The 19,010-nt window shown below is 47.5% G+C and carries 18 protein-coding genes and 4 pseudogenes; 7 read left to right on the top strand and 15 right to left on the bottom strand.

Going from position 1 to position 19,010, the window contains the following annotated elements; translation table 11 throughout:
- Positions 1-81 precede the first annotated feature (81 nt).
- The 5 genes from glnQ to rhtA form a co-directional block, all read right to left on the bottom strand.
- Positions 82-804, bottom strand: coding sequence for a glutamine ABC transporter ATP-binding protein GlnQ (gene glnQ, locus LVQ77_RS06315; RefSeq protein WP_064517349.1), 723 nt, complete (start codon positions 802-804; stop codon positions 82-84).
- The gene (glnP, locus tag LVQ77_RS06310; RefSeq protein WP_151992767.1) at positions 801-1,460 is read right to left on the bottom strand and encodes a glutamine ABC transporter permease GlnP; all 660 of its coding nucleotides are present in this window, start codon (positions 1,458-1,460) and stop codon (positions 801-803) included. The genes glnQ and glnP overlap by 4 nt, the downstream gene beginning before the upstream one ends.
- 285 nt (positions 1,461-1,745) lie before the next feature.
- A complete protein-coding gene (gene glnH / locus LVQ77_RS06305) occupies positions 1,746-2,492 on the bottom strand; it encodes a glutamine ABC transporter substrate-binding protein GlnH (protein ID WP_151992766.1) in 747 nt (248 codons plus the stop codon).
- 364 nt (positions 2,493-2,856) lie between these two features.
- On the bottom strand, positions 2,857-3,360 hold the full coding sequence (gene dps, locus LVQ77_RS06300) for a DNA starvation/stationary phase protection protein Dps (RefSeq protein WP_064517352.1): 504 nt from the start codon (positions 3,358-3,360) through the stop codon (positions 2,857-2,859).
- A gap of 306 nt (positions 3,361-3,666) precedes the next feature.
- Entirely contained in the window at positions 3,667-4,554 is an 888-nt protein-coding gene (gene rhtA, locus LVQ77_RS06295; RefSeq protein ID WP_034456472.1) for a threonine/homoserine exporter RhtA, read from the bottom strand.
- A 369-nt stretch (positions 4,555-4,923) separates the two neighbouring features.
- Between rhtA and ompX the strand changes: the two genes are divergently transcribed.
- Entirely contained in the window at positions 4,924-5,424 is a 501-nt protein-coding gene (gene ompX, locus LVQ77_RS06290; protein ID WP_151992765.1) for an outer membrane protein OmpX, read from the top strand.
- A gap of 68 nt (positions 5,425-5,492) precedes the next feature.
- On the opposite strand, the gene LVQ77_RS06285 is transcribed toward ompX, so the two are convergent.
- Both LVQ77_RS06285 and mntS read right to left on the bottom strand, forming a co-directional pair.
- Positions 5,493-7,079 carry a phosphoethanolamine transferase family protein gene (locus LVQ77_RS06285; protein WP_232903984.1) on the bottom strand — a complete coding sequence of 529 codons (1,587 nt, stop codon included), beginning with the start codon at positions 7,077-7,079 and terminating at the stop codon, positions 5,493-5,495.
- 316 nt (positions 7,080-7,395) lie between these two features.
- Positions 7,396-7,524: a manganase accumulation protein MntS gene (gene mntS / locus LVQ77_RS06280; RefSeq protein WP_034456469.1), complete on the bottom strand. Its 129-nt coding sequence runs from the start codon at positions 7,522-7,524 to the stop codon at positions 7,396-7,398.
- A gap of 190 nt (positions 7,525-7,714) precedes the next feature.
- Here mntS and mntR point away from each other — a divergent pair, with 190 nt between their 5' ends.
- Both mntR and LVQ77_RS06270 read left to right on the top strand, forming a co-directional pair.
- Complete coding sequence (gene mntR / locus LVQ77_RS06275) at positions 7,715-8,185, top strand: manganese-binding transcriptional regulator MntR (protein WP_034456468.1); 471 nt, start codon at positions 7,715-7,717, stop codon at positions 8,183-8,185.
- A complete protein-coding gene (locus LVQ77_RS06270; protein ID WP_232903983.1) occupies positions 8,185-9,303 on the top strand; it encodes an SLC13 family permease in 1,119 nt (372 codons plus the stop codon). Before mntR ends, LVQ77_RS06270 begins: the two co-directional genes overlap by 1 nt.
- Positions 9,304-9,343: 40 nt before the next feature.
- Here the strand turns inward: LVQ77_RS06270 and LVQ77_RS06265 are convergent, their stop codons facing one another.
- On the bottom strand, positions 9,344-10,159 hold the full coding sequence (locus LVQ77_RS06265; RefSeq protein WP_232903982.1) for a Cof-type HAD-IIB family hydrolase: 816 nt from the start codon (positions 10,157-10,159) through the stop codon (positions 9,344-9,346).
- Positions 10,156-11,379, bottom strand: a complete 1,224-nt coding sequence (locus LVQ77_RS06260) for an MFS transporter (protein WP_232865048.1) — start codon at positions 11,377-11,379, stop codon at positions 10,156-10,158. Before LVQ77_RS06260 ends, LVQ77_RS06265 begins: the two co-directional genes overlap by 4 nt.
- A 105-nt stretch (positions 11,380-11,484) precedes the next feature.
- On the opposite strand from LVQ77_RS06260, the gene LVQ77_RS06255 reads away from it, so the two are divergent.
- Positions 11,485-12,030: a TetR/AcrR family transcriptional regulator gene (locus tag LVQ77_RS06255; protein WP_232903981.1), complete on the top strand. Its 546-nt coding sequence runs from the start codon at positions 11,485-11,487 to the stop codon at positions 12,028-12,030.
- A 19-nt stretch (positions 12,031-12,049) separates the two neighbouring features.
- On the opposite strand, the gene LVQ77_RS06250 is transcribed toward LVQ77_RS06255, so the two are convergent.
- The 4 genes and pseudogenes from LVQ77_RS06250 to LVQ77_RS06240 all read right to left on the bottom strand — a co-directional run bounded on the left by LVQ77_RS06250 (position 12,050) and on the right by LVQ77_RS06240 (position 14,999).
- Positions 12,050-12,847, bottom strand: a complete 798-nt coding sequence (locus LVQ77_RS06250) for an SDR family NAD(P)-dependent oxidoreductase (protein ID WP_232903980.1) — start codon at positions 12,845-12,847, stop codon at positions 12,050-12,052.
- Between the two features lie 1,042 nt (positions 12,848-13,889).
- Positions 13,890-14,102: pseudogene (locus LVQ77_RS22330) on the bottom strand (tyrosine-type recombinase/integrase); the annotation flags it as partial.
- Positions 14,050-14,262: pseudogene (locus LVQ77_RS22325) on the bottom strand (transposase); the annotation flags it as partial. The pseudogenes LVQ77_RS22325 and LVQ77_RS22330, both read right to left, overlap by 53 nt.
- A 41-nt stretch (positions 14,263-14,303) precedes the next feature.
- Positions 14,304-14,999 (bottom strand): DUF6216 family protein, encoded by a 696-nt coding sequence (locus LVQ77_RS06240; protein ID WP_232903979.1) that lies wholly within the window; start codon positions 14,997-14,999, stop codon positions 14,304-14,306.
- A gap of 99 nt (positions 15,000-15,098) precedes the next feature.
- Between LVQ77_RS06240 and LVQ77_RS06235 the strand changes: the two are divergent.
- Positions 15,099-15,439, top strand: a pseudogene (locus LVQ77_RS06235) (phage baseplate assembly protein V); the annotation flags it as partial.
- A gap of 130 nt (positions 15,440-15,569) precedes the next feature.
- Positions 15,570-15,783: pseudogene (locus LVQ77_RS06230) on the top strand (ogr/Delta-like zinc finger family protein).
- Between the two features lie 65 nt (positions 15,784-15,848).
- Here the strand turns inward: LVQ77_RS06230 and LVQ77_RS06225 are convergent.
- A complete protein-coding gene (locus LVQ77_RS06225; RefSeq protein ID WP_232903978.1) occupies positions 15,849-16,484 on the bottom strand; it encodes a GIY-YIG nuclease family protein in 636 nt (211 codons plus the stop codon).
- Positions 16,485-16,562: 78 nt separating this feature from the next.
- On the opposite strand from LVQ77_RS06225, the gene LVQ77_RS06220 reads away from it, so the two are divergent.
- On the top strand, positions 16,563-16,817 hold the full coding sequence (locus tag LVQ77_RS06220; protein WP_232903977.1) for a hypothetical protein: 255 nt from the start codon (positions 16,563-16,565) through the stop codon (positions 16,815-16,817).
- A 262-nt stretch (positions 16,818-17,079) separates the two neighbouring features.
- On the opposite strand, the gene LVQ77_RS06215 is transcribed toward LVQ77_RS06220, so the two are convergent.
- A complete protein-coding gene (locus LVQ77_RS06215; RefSeq protein ID WP_151992758.1) occupies positions 17,080-18,762 on the bottom strand; it encodes an aspartate:alanine antiporter in 1,683 nt (560 codons plus the stop codon).
- Positions 18,763-19,010 lie beyond the last annotated feature (248 nt).

The following is a 19,010-nucleotide window of genomic DNA, read 5'->3' as shown; positions in this document are numbered from 1 at the left end:
AACGTCGAACTGGTGTCGGATGACGCTGCGCTTATCCGACCTACGCCAAAGCTGACGCAGGGGGATAAGCGCAACAGGTTATCAGGAAACGTGCTGCAAGAATTCCTGCAAGCGCTGGCTTGGCGGGTTATCAATCAGCTCTTGCGGATTGCCATCCTCAGCGATACGGCCTTTATCAATGAAGATCAGGCGTGAGGCAACTTTGGCGGCAAAACCCACTTCGTGAGTCACGATAACCATCGTCATACCTTCTTCAGCCAGATCCTGCATAACCTTCAGCACTTCGTGGCGAAGTTCAGGGTCAAGGGCTGAGGTTGGCTCATCAAACAGCATCATTTTTGGCTTAACTGCCAGCGCGCGAGCAATCGCTACACGTTGTTGCTGGCCACCTGAAAGCTCTGATGGATAGTGATGTGCACGCTCTGCGAGGCCCACTTTTGCCAGCAACTCTTTCGCCAGTTTATCGGCGGCATCTTTGCTTAAGCCACGCACACGAATCGGGCCAAAGGCGACGTTTTCAAGCGCAGTCAGGTGTGGGAACAGGTAGAACTGTTGGAACACCATTCCCGCTTCCTGGCGAATCAGGCGCTCATCAACTTTCGGGTCGTTGACCTTCAGGCCATCAACAAACAGGTCACCGCTGGTGATGTCTTCCAGTTTGTTGATGCAACGCAGCAGCGTAGATTTACCTGAGCCTGACGGCCCGATAATGACAACCACTTCGCCCTGTTTGATATCGAGGTCGATGTTATGTAGCACCTGGGTTTTACCAAAGTGCTTAGAGACGTTTTTAAATTCAATCATAGGATTTTCATCCTTCTTTCAAGGCGACGCAGCACGAAGCTCAGCACCAAAGTAATAATCAGATAGAAGACCGCAACGGCGCTCCAGATCTCCAGCGCACGGAAGTTCCCGGCAATGATTTCTTGCCCCTGACGGGTCAGCTCAGCCACACCGATAACGATGAACAGCGAGGTATCTTTAATGCTGATAATCCACTGGTTACCCAATGGCGGCAGCATACGGCGCAGCGCCAGCGGCATAATCACGTGGCGAATGGTTTCACGCTTCGACAGGCCTAACGCAAGGCCTGCTTCCTGGAAACCTTTATGAATCGACAGCACCGCACCACGGGTAATTTCCGCAATGTAGGCGCCGGAGTTAATCATAATGGTGACGACGGCGGCGCTGAACGGGTCAATGCGCAAGTCGTTAAAGGCCATTGGTAGGGCGAAGTAAATAAACATCACCTGTACCACAATCGGCGTACCGCGAATCACTTCAATAAATACTAATGCGATGTGGTTGGCAATCCAGCCGCCGTAAGTACGGGCGAAACCGGCGACCAGACCAATTATCAGACCACCAAACAACCCGATGACCGAAATCAGCAAAGTCATTTTGGCGCCTTCAATCAAAAGCGGGATTGCAGGCCAAATGGCACTCCAGTCGAACTCCATGATTCTTTCCTATTGTTAACCCTTCATACTTCAAGCTGCCTCTTTGTTGGCTGCAATCACTCACCCGACAAATCTGCCGTAAGTAGATTTGAACGCTGCTAGCAGCGGCCCCGAAGGGGTTAGGCCCATACTGGGCCTAATAATCACTTACTTATGTAAGCTCATCGGGACTCGCTCTTTTGCCGCCGCGATGCAACTCGAATTATTTGGGTTGTTATACCGTGGTTCAAAAATAGCAGGGGCGAAAATGGTCGCCCCTGAGTCACTCATAAAACTTTAGAATTATTATTTTGGCTCAGTGCCGAACCATTTTTTGTAGATTTCGTTGTACTTGCCGTTCTCTTTCAACGTTTTCAGTGCGCCGTTCACTTTCACGCGCAGGTCATCGCTGCCTTTAGGGAAGGCGATGCCGTATTGCTGTGCTTCCAGAGAGTCGCCAACAGCTTTGAACTTGCCCTGGCCTGCAGTTTTGATGAAGTACAGGATATTCGGGGTGTCGTGCAGTACTGCATCAGCACGGTTGGTACCCAGTTCCATATATGCATTGTCGATGTTCGGGAACTGACGCAGGTCTTTAGTTTTGATGTTGGCTTTCGCGTAATCAACAGAACCGGTGCCGCTCTTAACCGCAACCACTTTACCATCGAGATCTTTCACGCTTTTTACTGAGTCGTTGTCAGCTTTAACCATCACTAACAGGCCGCTTTTGTAGTAGCCATCAGAGAATTCGATCGCTTTTTTACGTTCTTCGGTAATGGTGATGCCAGCCAATGCCAGGTCAATGTTTTTGGTCTGCAGCGCAGGAATGATGCCGCTGAAATCCATTGGCTTAAGGGTGTAATCAAGTTTTAATTCTTTTGCTACCGCATCCCATAAATCGATATCAAAACCGACGTACTTGTCGCCTTGTTTAAATTCGAAAGGAACGAATGCGGTGTCGGTCGCTACGACCAGTTGCTTCTCAGCAGCGTGGGAAGAAACCGCAAAAGCCAGGGTGAGTGCAGCCAGTGAAACTTTCAAAATCGACTTCATAGCATTTCCTTGTTTATCCATGGGGCAATCCCCTGCATCAGTAAGCCGCAACATGGAAAAATCATGCCAGCTTTTCAAGCTACTGTTTTTGCAAGGATGTGAATATGTAACATTGCACAATAATGGTTGCAAGCGGGTTGCAGTGCACTGTATTGGTGCCCAATTATGGTGCGCGAAGTATTGCGAGAGGGCGAAGTGTAGTTTTACCGCATATTAAGGCGGCAAAACAATCGTCTGTTAACGATTGTGTGAGGTGATTATTACAATTGAGTAACTTATGCGGCAGGGGTAAACAATTTCATGCGCTAAAATAGTGCAACCATCCTCCCTAAAAAGGGAGGATGGAGTAACAAACTGCTAGCAATTATTCGATATTTGACTCGATAAACCACAGGAACTTATCCAAATCGCGCGATGCGGCGGTCAGAATATCAGCAGTATCTTCGTCTTTCGCTTCGCTAATTGCCTTACGCACATCGTTTGCCACAATCGCGTAACGGTCAGCCAACTCTTTCAGGTGATCCTGCACACTGTGAATATCCAGCGGATAGCTCTTCAGCGGAGTTTTGCTGTTAATGACCTGCGTGGTACCCAGTGCGACACCACCGAGCTGAACAGCGCGTTCTGCCATGGTATCAAGGTGATCTGTGAGTGCTGTACGGAAGCCGTCGAGCATTTCATGAACGGCAATAAAGTTAGCGCCACGCATGTTCCAGTGCGCTTGCTTGGTAATTAACGACAAATCAATGAACTGAATGACCTGGCGATTAAGCAGCTCAACGGTAGCTTTCTTTTCGCTGTCTGCAACATCATTACGGGTATGCAGTAGGTTAGTAGATTTGGTTTTTACCAGTTTAGCGGTAGTCATAATCTTTCTTCCTCTTGATGTTATGTCTAATTGAATTACCGGAAATAAGTATAGCACCGGATTTTGATTTTAATGGAACAGGTAATACCTATCAGACAAATAGCAGGCTCAGGGTGGATTTTAGTAACTGATTGTTAGTAATGGATTTTAAATTTATTATTGCGAGGCGTTACGTAAATAAACAAACCGTGATGATTAAATGGGAATAATTTCTGTTTGTATCTAAGAATAAGTCTAAATATAAATACTTGATCGCGGGAGGATATTTACCGTGGTCACAGTAACCACGGTAAATAATATGGGAAATTAATTTACGTCAACGCTGGTAATCTGGGCTTCACGTTTGATGGTCAGTGTTGAACCGATGGACGCTGCGATAATTGATAGTAGAGCAAGCCACTGCACAAGCGTCAGATGCTCACCAAGAAACAGCATGCCAGACAGCGCCGCAAGTCCAGGCTCCATGCTCATCAGAGTACCAAAAGTGCGTGTCGGTAAGCGCGTCAGAGCGATCATTTCCAGAGAGTAGGGCAGTGCCGTCGACAAAATCGCGACACCCAGACCGAGCGGTATTAGTGACCAGTGCCAAAGCGCCTCACCCGCCTGCCAGGCTCCAATTGGCACAAAGATAACAGCCGCGATTAACGACCCGAAAGCCACCGTTGCCGGGCCATGGTCGGCCCCCGCTTTTTGGCCGAACAGAATATAAATCGCCCAGCAGCCACCTGCACCCAAAGCAAAAGCGGCCCCCGCTAAATCAACGCTCGAAATTGACTGCCCGAGCGGCAGCAGGAACCACAAGCCGAGTACCGCCAGAATTACCCAGACAAAATCAACGGCACGACGCGATGCAAACAACGCTACCGCAAGCGGGCCGGTGAACTCCAGGGCTACGGCAATACCCAAGGGAACAGTCTGAATAGATAAATAGAAGAGGTAGTTCATTCCACCAAGAGCAAGGCCATACATCAGCAAGGGGAAACGTTGTTCTGCTTTAAAACGCAAACGCCATGGTTTGAAAATCACCACCAAAATTAGCGTACCCAACGCAAGACGCAGTGCTGTAACGCCCGGTGCACCAACCAATGGGAACAAAGATTTCGCAAGTGAAGCGCCACTTTGAATTGAGGTCATAGCAATTAAAAGAACGACGATGGGTAACCAAACTGGGGTTTTACGTGGCGATAGCGGCATCCTGCTTCCTGTCAGTCAGTGTCTAATTCGGTCAAGAAAATAAAAGTAACTCCAGTGTAAATGAATAAGTTATGGCTGGTTGAGAATTCATTGAAAAAAATAATTGTCTGATGCAGTACCATAACAGCCTGATTGCGTAAGTTTTGTTCAGAACAGTTTAAGAATTATCTGGATGACGATGTTGCGATTCATGCCAATAATTAGCGCGTTTTTGGTTAAAAGCGCTGCAAATTGAAGGGACTACGATGTAATGGAAATGTTCTGTTACAGGAAAGGAATCGTTAGACAACGTAAATGTCGCAGAGTTTCTTACACAATTTTGATATATTAAAAACTTAGAAGTTACTTGAAGCACATTTGAGGTGGATTATGAAAAAAATTGCATGTCTTTCAGCACTGGCTTGTGTTCTGGCCGTTTCCGTTGGTACCGCATCTGCAGCTAGCACCGTAACTGGTGGCTACGCACAAAGCGATATGCAGGGCAAAGCTAACAAAGCAGGCGGTTTCAACCTGAAATACCGTTATGAAAACGACACCCCGCTGGGTTACATCGGTTCTTTCACTTACACCGAGAAAAACCGCAGCGAAGCTGACGCTTACAATAAATCACAATACTACGGCATCACTGCTGGTCCTGCTTACCGCATCAACGATTGGGCAAGCATCTACGGTGTAGTCGGTGTTGGTTACGGTAAATTCCAGACTACTGGCGCAACTGATACAAACACCAGCGACTACGGTTTCTCCTACGGCGCAGGTATGCAGTTCAACCCAATTGAAAACGTTGCTCTGGACGTTTCCTACGAGCAGAGCCGCATCCGTAATGTTGATGTTGGCACCTGGATCGCAGGCGTGGGTTACCGCTTCTAATTTCACTTTAACTAGTGAAAATAAAAATCCGCCCATAGTGGCGGATTTTTTTATCTCTGCAATTTGAGTTAGCGCGTTTTAGTTTCAAACACATCCGTCTGCAAATGAGTATAGTCCACCTTCTTAAGCTTAAAGTTGGTGATGTAGACAGGCCCCGCATTCTGCTCAGAAATGAACTTGTACTTTGGCGTTAACTCTTTGGTTTTAATCCCCGTCCATGCCGAGAAGAAATTCAGGAAATCGTTCGCTGAACGCCGTGCTTTTATCTGGCGATGTTCTTTATCATCACTTGATAGCACCATAAACGGTACCTGGAAGTTTTGCTGGAACTCATCATCATGCGCCAGATATTGCACCTTGGTGCCGCGTTCTTTGATGGCAAGACCGTGATCGGAGAAGTAAGCCATCGAGAAACTTTCACCGCTATTTTGCAGCTGCTGATAGAGCTGTTTTAGTAGGTCGTCGGTTTGCGTCATGCTGTAGATATAACAAGAGGTCTCTTTCGACTGAACGAAATCTTTATATTTACCCTGTGTACGGTCGCAAGCCTGGGGATGTGAACCCATCAAATGCAATACAATCAGTTGCGGAGTGGTGCGCGGGGTAGCAAATACTTGAGCTGTCATTTTAAGCAGCGCTTCGTCACGGGTATTTTTATCCGCTTCAAAATCCCCACTTTTCAGGAACTGTACTTCATCAGCACGCTTGGCGATGCTGGCAATGGCTGTATCGTATTCACCAATTTGCCCCTGGTTTGAGAACCACCAGGTCTGGAAACCAGCGCGGTTTGCCAGCGTAATAATGTTGTCCTGATATTGCGGTTTGCCATCAATGACGCGGTTAAGTGTCATGCCCAACGATTTCTGTGTGGAACCACTGGCTGATACATAATCCATGAAGATATTGCCATTCACCTGGCTTGCGAACGGGGTGTTATCCCAGTGACCGCCGAATGCACCTAACGCATCGCGACGCGCGCTTTCGCCAATCACCACTACATAAATTTGGTACTTCGGTTTAACCGCCAGCACATTCCAGGTGTCCTTCATTTGTGAGAAGGCCTGCATGCGGGTTTGCTCGTCGATTACTTCCTGGTTGTTAACCACCACATCTTTAACAAAGCGGAATACCGGATAACCAGAGTCTTTGATTTTAAACACGCCACCGTAAGCCAGGTTTTGTACTGGTGCGACAAAGAAGCAGACCACGCTCACCACCAGACATAAGCTGTCGAAATGGCACCATGCTCTTTTTTTCGGCGTGACTTTGCGACGCACGGCGATAATACCGAGCACCAGAATAAACACTGACACCAAATAGCTATACCACGGGAAAATAGTCATCAATTCCGTGGATTCTTCGAAGTTGGTCGAGTGCAAGGCAAGCAGGGTATTAAAGTTTGGCGAGCCGTAGGCCTGTCCAAAAGGGAAATACATTGCAGCAATCAGGCTACAAATCGCCAGCAAACCTTTTTGTAATTTGGGCGCGCTACGCCACAGCAGCATTAATACGCAACTAAATGCGACTGCATAGAGAATGCTAAATTCATAACCGAGTGCGAAGTTAATCAGTAACGACTGCAGGAAATAAAAGCCAGTCCACGGATTGAGCGCAATTGCGCGTGTCGTCAGGGTATCTTTAACCGTTAAATTCATGTTTATCGAGATCTACTAAACGCCATGCGAAAACCCTGGCGACGAGGGTAAGAACCTGCCTGACAGACGGAAAAGAAGGGAAACTGGACCGCATCTGCGAGCCGCTTCATGTGCAGGGCTGCAAGAAGATAGAGCGGGACGATAAGAAGATCAACTGATAACAGAAATGTGTTTTGCGAAGCGCGTTACAAAACCGACAAATGGTAAGGTTAAAGCGCGGCTAAACGATAAATTCAGAGTATCTACGGAAATGAAAAGTTACAAACACGCGGGGTGATATAAGCCAGACTGATGTGAAAGAAGGCAGGGCGACTGCCTATGACTTCGGTTTTTCGCCCTGCTGTGGTTTGCCAGAAACCCAATCACACAACATATTGAGCAGCATCAGCCGCACTTGAAACGGGGAATGTGTAAACACGCTCATACACCTCTTAAATTCGTTCATTTTTTCCTCCTCTTAACATCTGCTGCCCTTAGATCCTTTAAAGGCTGACTGCATTACATACAGATATAGCACAGGCTATATTGTATAGCTATTGCTAATTCGTTAAATTTTTGTGCTTGGGTGATGCTGGTTTACAATGGGGCCAAATGTCGTCATTGGACGATGCCGTGCCACTGTTAGAGGAAGCATCATGAGCCGTACTGCGGGCCAAAAAAATAAACAGAAAGTGATGCCGTTGGTAAATGTTGAAGAGCATGTCGAAGGCTTTAGGCAGGTGCGGGAAGCGCATCGCCGTGAATTAATTGATGATTATGTTGAGCTGATTTCTGATTTGATTCGCGAGGTCGGCGAAGTCCGCCAGGTTGATATGGCCGCACGTCTGGGTGTCTCCCAACCAACGGTTGCAAAAATGTTAAAAAGACTCGCCTCGGTTGGGCTTATTGAACAAATTCCATGGCGCGGTGTGTTTCTGACTCCGGAAGGGGAGAAACTGGCACAAATGAGTCGTGAACGTCATCAGATCGTCGAAAACTTTTTCCTCGCGCTGGGTATTAGTGCAGAAACTGCAAGAATTGACGCCGAAGGTGTTGAGCACCACGTTAGTGAAGAGACGCTGGAAGCATTTCGCCTGTTTAGTGAGAAGCGAGGATTCACGCAGTAATGTTGCTCAACCTTGTTCGGCCATTTGCTCGCGATCGCTTTCTTCATCTATTGCTGCTTGTCGGTGTGGCGCTGAGTTTTGTTGCGCCCTTTCAGCCGAAGCGTTGGGTCCACGCTATCGACTGGCATACCATCATTACGCTCGCAGGTTTAATGATGTTGACCAAAGGCGTGGAGCTAAGCGGTTATTTCGATGTGCTGGGCCGCCGCATGGTGAAGCGTTTTGATAACGAACGAACCCTGGCGATGTTTTTGGTCAGCGCAGCGGCTCTGCTTTCTACGTTTCTGACCAACGATGTCGCGCTGTTTATTATTGTTCCGTTGACCATTACGCTGAAGAAACTATGTGCGATACCGATTAGTCGACTCATCATATTTGAAGCCCTGGCGGTGAATGCCGGGTCGCTGCTCACGCCGATTGGAAATCCGCAGAATATTTTGCTGTGGGGGCGGTCGGGTTTATCGTTTGGCGATTTCACCTGGCAAATGGCCCCGCTGGCGCTGGCGATAACGACCAGTTTGCTTCTGTTATGCTGGTTTTGCTTCCCTAATAAAAAGCTTATCTATCAGACTCACGATAAACGCCATGAGTGGCAGCCACGATTGGTGCTGAGCTGCGTGGCACTTTACGTTGTATTTATTGTTTCGCTGGAGTTAAAGCAGGAGAACTGGGGGCTAGCCGTGGTGGCGATAGGCTTTTTGCTATTGGCGCGTCGGGTGTTACTGAGTATCGACTGGAGTTTGCTGCTGGTGTTTATGGTGATGTTTATCGACGTTTATCTGATAACGCAACTGCCGGTATTACAACATGCACTGGCGGGGATTAATCAGCTTTCAAGTGGCGGTTTGTTTGCACTGGGTATAGGTTTATCGCAATTTATCAGCAATGTTCCATCAACCATTTTACTGCTCAATTACGTTCCAGCCTCAGTACTGCTCGCTTTTGCGGTAAACATTGGCGGTTTTGGCCTGCTGCCGGGGTCGTTGGCAAATCTGATAGCTCTGCGCATGGCTAACGATCGCCGCATCTGGATACGCTTTCACTACTATTCATTGCCGATGCTGTTGTGGGCGGCTGCCATAGGTTACGGTCTGCTGGTGCTACTAAAGCAATTTTAGAACGGCAGAGGAGAGGGGCTTTGCCGCCCCTCGCTTCGTATTACGCGTTAAACGGCGCTTCTTTCTTCAGAACTTTTTCAATCACATCCAGCACACCTTGCTGGTTGCAATGCCCAGCCTGATAAGACGCGATCTGTTTGATTTTTTCAGGGGCATTTGCCATCGCAAAACCATATTTGGCCTGGCGCAGCATTTCTATATCGTTGCCGCCGTCGCCAAAGGTCACAACTTCGCTGTCATCAATACCCCATTTTTCCTGCAATATCCGCAAACCGTTGGCTTTATGGATACCAGGAATAATCAGGTCAATCGAGCCGTGACCACTGGTGACCGGCACCATCACACCGTCGAGAATTTCAGACAGGGAGCTCATGGTGTCATCTAACAGGCTATCAGGCAGATTCAGCGCGAACTTAAAGAACACGTCGTCCAGATTCGAGAAGTTTTCTACCAGCTCCAGGCGGTGATAGTAGCTACGCGCCATGGTGATAAAGGCGTCGTCATAACTTTTCAGGGTATAGCCGTTGCGCTTGCCACAGGCGATGATATCCACATGCGGCAGTGTCAGCAGGTGGTCAATAACCGTGTTGAATTGTTGCTTTGTTAGCTCGCCATTGTAGGTGTCTTTTTCTTCACTCACTACCCAGCCGCCGTTATCGGCAACGAAAGAGATCTCGTGGGCAATCTCCGGGAAAAATGAAATCAACTGGAAATACTGGTTGCCGCTGGCGACCACAAAACGAATCCCTTGCTCTTTCATCTGTGCATAAAGTTCAGCAAAGCGTACGCGGTTGTACTCTTTGTTATCGTTCAGGAACGTACCATCCATGTCGACGGCAATTAATTTCACACTCATCGAACTCTCCCTTCAAGCGAATTAGTAACAAGATCTGTTGGTTTTGCGACGGCTTTCGCGACTAGTGCTGCGACGACCATCAAACTTAATACGACTAACATGGCAAGGCGTAGGCCGTAATGTTCACCGAGGAAGCCAAGCAGTGGTGGCCCCACCAGGAAGGCAATATAACCCGATGCAGCAACCACGCTTACGCGAGTCGCCGGATCTGGGCCGGTATCGCCTGCGGCCGAAATGGTTAATGGGAAACCGAGCGAGGTGCCCAATCCCCACAAAATGACAGAAATGCCCGCCACAAAGGCGTTATCGACAAAGATGATTAGACCAATACCCAAAATACCCATCAACGCACAGGCTCGCACTACCGTCACGCGGCTATAACGGTCAATAAACCAGCCGCCTGTAAAACGCCCGACTGTCATGCCCAGAGTAAAGCCGACATAAATCATCGAGCCAGATGTTGGGTTAAAACCGTGGCCATCGACCATCAAAAGCGGCAGCCAGTCATTCGCTGAGCCTTCGGCGAATGCCATCGCCAGCACAATGGTGCCGATTAATATCAGCTGCAGATCTTTATAAAAGGGCGGGTGGGGCTCGTGTGGGTTTTCTGCATCTACGGCTGTGTTGCTCTTACCTACTCCATGCGGAATGGCAGTAATGGCAATAACAATTGGCGTAATGACGAGTAGGCCAATCACTAATAAGTGCCCATACGCGCTGAAATTGAGGGCGGTTAAACTCATACCGATACCCGCACCTACAAGGGTGCCCAGGCTATAGAAACCATGCATCATCGGTAACACGGTCTTTTTCAGCAACCCTTCAACAATGGCACCTTCGACATTCATCGCGACTTCGGCTGATCCAAGTCCGGCTCCCAAAATGGCCAGGCCGAGTGCGAACAGCACAGGTGACGAAAGGAATAGCGCAACGCCCATCACCAGCATGCCGGTTACCATTAATGTCATACCGCTGCGGATGATATTGCGAGTCCCAAAACGCTTAACCAGCCAGCCCGAGCATAAAATTCCGCTCATCGAGCCCACCGATAGGCCAAACAACACAATCCCCATACCCGCAGTCGAAACACTTAACGTGTCGCGAATGGCTGGAGTTCGTGTGGCCCAGGAGGCCATAACCAGGCCAGGCAGAAAAAAGAAGGCGAACAGCGCCCAGGTGCGAAGTTGAGTAGATTTGCGGTTAGGAATGACGGCTGACATGGAAATACCGGTTGGCGGCGAATACAAATTACACTAGCAAGTTTGTGTACATTTGTACATATTGCCTGGTAAACTCTTTTAGTCAGTTATTAGCGAGCGAAAAAGATGAGCAAAGCCCCAAGGCGCAACGATCCAGACCGGCGAGAGCGTATTTTGCAAGCCACGCTTGATATGCTGGTAGAACACGGTATTAGTCATATTACCCACCGTAAAATTGCCGATGCGGCGGACGTTTCGTTAGGGTCAATGACCTATTATTTTGACGGCATCGAATCGCTACTGAGCGAAGCGTTCACGCAATTTGCATATCAGATGTCAGACGATTACCGCGCCCGTATGGAACAAGCTCGTGATCGTGACGAAGCCTGCGAAGCAATAGTTGATATGATTTGCGGGGAGAAAATTGCCACGTCGTACAATATGCAGGTGATGTATCAGCTTTACGCTTACGCCAACCGTAACCCGGAACTAAAAATCATCATGCAGGACTGGATGTGCCGCAGCCAACAAGTGCTGGAAGCCTTCTTTGACCCGATGACCGCACGCGCGTTGGATGCTTTTATCGAAGGTATGACGCTACATTATGTGACCGACAGGAATCCGTTGAGTCGTGAAGACCTCAGAAGAATGCTGGCGAAAATTGTAGGCTAGGGATTGAATTTTAAACCCGTTATGTCGTTGTTGTGCCCGCCGTCATATTGACCACCGTTGCAGTCATTGCACCTGCATGATCTGACGCCAGAAATGCCATAAGTTCGGCTACTTGTGAAAGCGTTGGCAGGCGTTTCAACATGGTGCTTTGCGCCGCACCTCCCACCCACTGCTCCACGGTTATTCCCATTGCTTGTGCCTTAGAGGCGAACACTTCGTTGGTGTAGGAACCTGCCTCAACCGCGCCGACAAGCGCATGTGCACGCACGCAGATAACGCGGATATTTTTGGGCGCAAGTTCGCAGGCGAGAGCTTTGACAAACGCTTCAATGCCCGCGCAGCCGACGATGTGGCCAGAGTGGCCGGGGATCGCTATTACGCCTGCGGGAGCCACTACCGTCAGGATACTTCCCGCGCGTTCGCCGCCCATATGCGGAGCAACTGCTTTTGAAATGTTGAATTGAGCAGTGAGGAACGGGTCAAACCCTTCTCTAAACTGCGCCAGGGATAATTCAATAACACTCTTTCCCTGGTCATGCACAAAACCGGTTGTGTTTATCACCACATCAAAGCCACCGGTCTGCTGGGCAAGTTGCGCAGTTCGCTCAATTGTTGACTGTTCATCGAGCACGTCGATATTGAATGTTTCGACGCTTCCTCCCGCTGCGCGGATATCATCAGCAACCCGGTTCAACTTTTCCTGACTGCGTGCGCCTAAATACACATGCGCCCCCTCTCGCGCCATCACATGCGCAACCGCGCTGCCGATGGCTCCACTACCACCGAAGATCACAGCTACTTTGCCGTTAAGTAACATTTCGAGTTCCTCTTCACCAAATCGTACTATTCAAAATTATGGACGATGAAAAGATATTCGCGTAGATAGTGACGAGTTGGTGTCAGGGCGGAAACTCAAGTTTTTGATTTAAAAGAGGGCCACAAACTCCAGTCAATAAAAAAACCATTTATGTAAATTGGTTAGTAAAAACAATGACTTGCAAGGTAATTAATAAGTTGGATTGGTAGTGAGAAGTGATGATTACGGGGTATTGCCAACCGCTGTCGCCACTTTGTCTCAACTGATATTGCCCGAAGGCTGTGAAGGCTTGTGCTTTTCAGGATTTTGCGAGGTGCTTAACTCGACGGAATAGGCTGAAACAATGCAAATGGTATTATTAGTTTTGTTGTAAGCGAAAACCTTATCACTGTAAGCAGCAATGAATGCAAGGTGATAATTCCCACAATGTGAGTCTTTGGCAATGACCATTACATCGGGATAGTTTTTTATTATATCTTATTGGGTTGTCCCATAGTGGAATGCAAAAAATGGGATTAGTAAAATTATTTTTATTGAGTGGTTTTTAATGTTGTTCTGAACCTTTATTAAGGATTCTAGGTCACTGATGTAATACGATGCAGAGAGTGTTATTAATAAAATAACAAAACTGGCCGCATTAGGGAAGTCTTTAGCATATAGGTAGAGAAGGCATATGCTAACTAACATTATCAGTAAAGCGATACGATCCTTTTTCTTCGATTTATTTACCCCATGAAGTTTTCTTACTCGATTCCGTCAGTGTGTTATTATGCATTTTTATAAATCTTGGTATGTCAACGAATATAATGATTGATATGAGAACTAATGGATACACGCTGGACATTTATAATGTCAGAGAAATTTATGAAATTGAGTAAGGTGCTCGCAGGAATATCAAATCTAATCCATAGCCGATAGATATATATTAGCCCGCTGAGCAAGGCTATTCCAGTAGCGAGGGTAGTTAATGGTAAGTTTATTTTCATTGTCTTCAATTCAGTGTTCTTTGAATTTCACATATTAGGTGGGCAGGGATAAATTTTCAACTATGCATTGTGGCAAGGGGATTGAAGCGTAGGGTCGTTTCAAGGTGAACAGGTGCCAGGTGAGCATAGCGCATGGTCATTTTAATGTCTTGGTGGCCTAGGATTTTCTGGAGCGCAAGAATGTTCCCGCCGGACATCATAAAGTGTGCTGTAAACTTATGGCGCAGGACATGGGTAAGCTGCCCATGCGGGAGCACGATTGAGGTCTTTCATTGAGATTTTGAAGCGTTCTTTGTTCCGGTACCCTCTGGACTTGATCCTCAGCAGCCGTATTTTGGTGTTTAGGGATTCTGCGTCGCCGTTTGACACCCGATGCTTCATGGCATTTAGGATGCCGTAGAGCCTTTTACGTAACGTTCTAGCTGCGCTGACACGCGATCTTTTAATGCGCTGGCTGGTTAGACTTTAGTTCATGTTAGGTATTGATAACTTTTCTCTGTTTCTAATTTATTAAAAATGGTGATTTTTGCGTTTATATATAAGTCAATAAACATGGCTGTGCCAAGCATGAAGAAAAATAGAAGGGATAAATAAGCTATAGGTATCACAACCATTAGACCGAGTGAGTTTTTATTGGCTGCTTTTCCTAGTTCATCTCGCCCCTTAGGATCTAGCATGTAACCGCAAATGAATTCAATGGTTTTGGGCTTTATTGATGTGATTTTATCTAATGCCGTTTTGTTCAGGCAGGTGTCAGGAGATATATTCCAGTTTGGACTGTTTGGCTTGTTCCTCGCTTCATCCTGTCGAATCCAAAACGAATCACTTGTTTCTTTATATTTGAAATCGATCCACTGTATTGGTCCTTGAGTGACAATATTTGTGAATTGATAAAAACCAGTAGCGGATAGGGCTATAACTATAGAGCCAAATATGGTGAGAAAGATTTTATTGTTCTTGGTATGCGGTTTAGTACTTAGTTTGTACTTGCAAAAGCTAAGCCTGATAACTGGTTTCGTTATGCCGATTTTGGACACCAAAAAATCCTCTTCTGGATGGGATTTATTTAGCCATGCCCAAAAAGAGGATACTCCACCCGCAAGCCATTTAAATATTAGTCCACCGATAGCTGTGGCTAAGAATGCCTTTATTTTATCAAACTCCATCCCGAGATCCCTCACAGTTAACTGTCCGTGGGTATTTGTATCAAAGACCAGACAATGAAGCATTGTTTTTAAAAATGACATCACATGCAATCTGACAACATGAACGAACAACTCACAGAAATCATGCGCTTTATCACTAACCTGATCCGCACCGGAACTGTCACCGAAGTGGGCCGGGATAACTGCATATGCGGGTGAAGACGGGCGACCTTGAAACCAACTCGATTAACTGGTTGACGCTGCGTGCGGGCAACTCGCGCACCTGGTGGAAGCCGTCTGTGCGGGAGCAGGTTGTACTGTTCAGCATGGGCGGCAATCTGGAAACCGCGTTTGCGCTGCCTGCTGTCTACTCAAATCAGTTTTCTCCACCATCCTATTCTGAGGACGGCAGCGTGACAGAATACCCGGATGGCGGCTGGTTTGAGCATACGGTCAGTACTGACAGTGGTTTTACAACCAGCATAGAGTTTGAGGTGAAAATTGATGATTTCGAAATGGAAAGATTAGTTCCAAATTGCGAGCAATAATGCATAATTATTGCGAATAGGTTAATAATTAGGGCTGACGAAAATGATGAATTTTCCTATGTGCGGACAGGCTGCACATACCCGAAGCAGGTTCCAGGTTTCCATCGAAACCAAAGAGCGTTACAACCAGTGCACTAACATCGAGTGCGGGCATACGTTCGTAACGCATGAAACTTTTGTGCGCTCTGTGTCGTCCACAAAAAATTAGTGCCGCTCCACCTCATCCTAAAGGTATGCAGGAACAATTTGCTTACTGAATCTGACCCGCCGCTGGCGTAATTAGAGTTCACGTACTGAACTGGATTGCGTAGCTGCGGATATCCTATGTGGCTCGGTCCACTTGCACCGCCTGCTTTATCATTTCTGCAACTACACTCCTGCTAAAACCTGTTTCATCCGCAATTTCCATTATTTTGGCTTCTGCCATAGCTTTGCTGCGCATTGCTGAAAGGATAGGTTTAAAGCCATGATTGTTTCCCTGAAGGTTTAATGGCAGAGAAATGCTGGCAATTAAAGTTTCTTCAAGAACCCATGGTTCTTTATCTGCTACCCAATACACCTTTGCATTCTGTTCCATCCACTGATCCAGCCATTGCTCTCCGGGATGGGTAAATGTCGTTCTTTTGCCCGAGCCAACCCGACGGAGTGGGAAATTATTTTCCTTCGCAAGCAACACTCCTAGCGTGCGCCTGAGAGTTGACCCTTCGGCATTGCCGCTATAGTGGGTTTTAATGCGCTGTCTAAGATTGGCGCGGCTATTAGGTTTTCCCTTCTTATCGGGCGAAATACCGACGTAGAGCAATGTGTATCCATCCTGAATGATACAACCCTCAGTCGGAACGCCTGGGGGGACATATTTGAACCACCAGAAATAGACACCATTCACCGCAGGAACAGGTGTGGGACGACACATGACCTCCGATCTGCTGAATGTTTTGTCAGGATAAAAATTAAACACACATATTCTCCGCTCTGATTCGTCCTGATAGTTTATGGGATCATAATCTGGGAATGTTTGATTTACTGAGGGGGAGTGATGAGTTTAGTAGTTACGACACAGCAGGTGGATACCTGGAAGAAACGCATTCAGCGGGATGGTTTGAAAGGTTCGACCTACTTTTGCCAACAGGGCGGAACTGTTTGGGTTTCTGCATCTGCGGATCATCAGGCTATCTGTCAAAAAGTTTTAGGAAGAGGTACGGGTACTAGTTCTTTGGCGAGTTATTTGCGCTGGGATGATGTCGGCGCGGTTGCTTTGGTTGAATTGTTGTACGTGATTGAGACGGCATAGAACAACAACTTACGCCCCACGGCAAAAGCGCTGTCGCCATTTTGTCGCCACAGGTGTCAAAGGTGTGTTCTAACTGGTTGATTATAAAGGTCACGAGTTTCAGGCAATAAAAAACCCATCAACCTTGAACCAAAGAGGCGGGGTTGATGGGCTCCACAAATTGGGGACATCAAAGAAAAGCAGTGGCACTAATTAAGACTTTGCCCCAGGCAAAAAGTTCGCACTGTCATAAAAAATCTTTTTTCTTTGTCTGCGGCACTGGTCACAAACCGGGCCATATGATTACGATAAGTGTCCCCGCCAGCGTTAACAACACGTTAGCGATAGCGTAAGTCCCGGCGTACCCAAGGGCTGGAATGTTGCTGCGCGCAGTGTCGCTGATGATTTCCATCGCTGGTGCGCAGGTACGTGCACCCATCATTGCCCCAAATAGCAATGCGCGGTTCATACGTAAAACATATGCACCGAAAAGGAAGCAGATAACAACGGGCACCAGACTTACGATAAGCCCAGCAATCAACATTTGCCCGCCAACGGCACCCAGGCCGTTGCCAATGCCACTACCGGCGCTTAGGCCGACGCCGGCCATAAATACCATCAGGCCGAATTCTTTCACCATATTCAGCGCCCCTTGCGGGATATAGCCGAATGTCGGGTGGTTGGCTCGCAGGAAGCCGAGCATGATACCGGCGAATAGCAAGCCTGCAGCGTTGCCGACGCCAAAACTGAACGAGCTGAACTGGAAGGTGATCATGCCGATCATCAGGCCAATAATGAAGAAGGCGCAGAAGGCGAGCAGGTCAGTTATCTGGCTGTGAATCGAGATAAAGCCAATACGTTCAGCAACGGTTTTTACGCGGCGGGCATCACCGCTGACCTGTAAAACGTCGCCTTTGTTAAGCACGATATTATCGTCGATAGGCATTTCAATCTGGCTACGGATAACGCGGTTCAGGAAGCAGCCGTGATCGGTCAGCTTTAATTGCCCAAGGCGGCGACCGACAGCATTGTGGTTCTTTACCACGATTTCTTCGGTAACGATGCGCATATCCAGCAAGTCGCGATCGAAAACCTCTTTACCGTTACGGAAACTTGGATCGAGGCGTGAATGCGCATCCGGGTAACCTACCAGCGCGATTTCATCACCCTTTTGCAGCACAGCGTCACCATCCGGGTTTGCCAGAATGCCGTTACGGCGGATACGTTCTATGTAGCAACCGGTCTGGCGATAAATGCCAAGTTCACGCAGGTTTTTACCATCAGCCCAGGCAACCAACTCAGAGCCTACGCGGTAAGCGCGAATAACAGGAAGGTAGACTTTACGTGCGGCATCGGTGTCCAGGCCACGTTCGCGGGCGATTTGTTGCGCGCTGGTCTGCAAATCCTGGTGTTGAAGTTTTGGCAGGTAACGTGCGCCAACAATCAGACTGACCAGACCGATAAGATAGGTTAGTGCGTAGCCGAGGCTGAGGTTATCGAGCGATGTCGCTAATTGGGTGCCAGCGGCACCCGAATGTCGCAAGGTATCACCTGCACCGACCAACACTGGCGTTGAGGTCATTGAGCCTGCGAGCATCCCCGCCGTGAGGCCAATATCCCAGCCAAAGAGTTTCCCCAACCCTAAGGCAAGCAACATGGCGGTTCCCACCATCACCAGTGCCAGCATCAAGTAATTCTTGCCATCGCGGAAGAAAATTGAAAAAAAGTTTGGCCCAGCTTCCACCCCGACACAAAAAATGAACAACATAAAACCCAGATTTAGGGCGTCTGTGTTAATGGAAAAATGTTGTTGGCCGAGTAATAAAGAGACTACTAAAACACCAATGGAATTACCTAGTTGGACTGGCCCAAGGCGTAATTTACCCAGGCATAAACCTAAGGTCAGAACAACAAATAATAACAGGATGTAATTCCCGCTTAACAAATCTGCGACGTTTATATTCACGAAGGGTAACTTCTTGTTTACTAGTAACTTGTTGAAAGAAATGGTTTTTTGCGTTAGGGTTTCTACTAATTACGACGCAATTTAATGTATTTCTAGTGCATTAAAATATCCAGTGCGCAGACCTGATAATAGCCGTTAGTTTAATCTTTATGAAGTTTTACGGCTAGTAAGAATATTGTGCTAATTGCGCTACCTATTTTCTAGCAGGGATTGCTGAGACTTTATCTAACTGGGGCAAGGTTTCTGCG

Source organism: Buttiauxella cochleicola, assembly GCF_021282435.1.
GTDB classification, from domain to species: domain Bacteria; phylum Pseudomonadota; class Gammaproteobacteria; order Enterobacterales; family Enterobacteriaceae; genus Buttiauxella; species Buttiauxella massiliensis.
This window is presented reverse-complemented; position numbering and strand designations above follow the sequence as displayed.

Excerpts from the sequence above, each read along its gene's own strand:
- mntR (WP_034456468.1), top strand. The coding sequence starts at position 7,715 with ATGAGCCGTACTGCGGGCCAAAAAAATAAACAGAAAGTGATGCCGTTG.
- LVQ77_RS06255 (WP_232903981.1), top strand. The coding sequence starts at position 11,485 with ATGAGCAAAGCCCCAAGGCGCAACGATCCAGACCGGCGAGAGCGTATT.
- glnP (WP_151992767.1), bottom strand. The coding sequence starts at position 1,460 with ATGGAGTTCGACTGGAGTGCCATTTGGCCTGCAATCCCGCTTTTGATT.
- LVQ77_RS06250 (WP_232903980.1), bottom strand. The coding sequence starts at position 12,847 with ATGTTACTTAACGGCAAAGTAGCTGTGATCTTCGGTGGTAGTGGAGCC.
- LVQ77_RS06220 (WP_232903977.1), top strand. The coding sequence starts at position 16,563 with ATGAGTTTAGTAGTTACGACACAGCAGGTGGATACCTGGAAGAAACGC.
- mntS (WP_034456469.1), bottom strand. The coding sequence starts at position 7,524 with ATGAACGAATTTAAGAGGTGTATGAGCGTGTTTACACATTCCCCGTTT.
- glnQ (WP_064517349.1), bottom strand. The coding sequence starts at position 804 with ATGATTGAATTTAAAAACGTCTCTAAGCACTTTGGTAAAACCCAGGTG.
- LVQ77_RS06260 (WP_232865048.1), bottom strand. The coding sequence starts at position 11,379 with ATGTCAGCCGTCATTCCTAACCGCAAATCTACTCAACTTCGCACCTGG.
- ompX (WP_151992765.1), top strand. The coding sequence starts at position 4,924 with ATGAAAAAAATTGCATGTCTTTCAGCACTGGCTTGTGTTCTGGCCGTT.
- glnH (WP_151992766.1), bottom strand. The coding sequence starts at position 2,492 with ATGAAGTCGATTTTGAAAGTTTCACTGGCTGCACTCACCCTGGCTTTT.
- rhtA (WP_034456472.1), bottom strand. The coding sequence starts at position 4,554 with ATGCCGCTATCGCCACGTAAAACCCCAGTTTGGTTACCCATCGTCGTT.
- LVQ77_RS06240 (WP_232903979.1), bottom strand. The coding sequence starts at position 14,999 with ATGGAGTTTGATAAAATAAAGGCATTCTTAGCCACAGCTATCGGTGGA.
- LVQ77_RS06265 (WP_232903982.1), bottom strand. The coding sequence starts at position 10,159 with ATGAGTGTGAAATTAATTGCCGTCGACATGGATGGTACGTTCCTGAAC.
- dps (WP_064517352.1), bottom strand. The coding sequence starts at position 3,360 with ATGACTACCGCTAAACTGGTAAAAACCAAATCTACTAACCTACTGCAT.
- LVQ77_RS06270 (WP_232903983.1), top strand. The coding sequence starts at position 8,185 with ATGTTGCTCAACCTTGTTCGGCCATTTGCTCGCGATCGCTTTCTTCAT.
- LVQ77_RS06285 (WP_232903984.1), bottom strand. The coding sequence starts at position 7,079 with ATGAATTTAACGGTTAAAGATACCCTGACGACACGCGCAATTGCGCTC.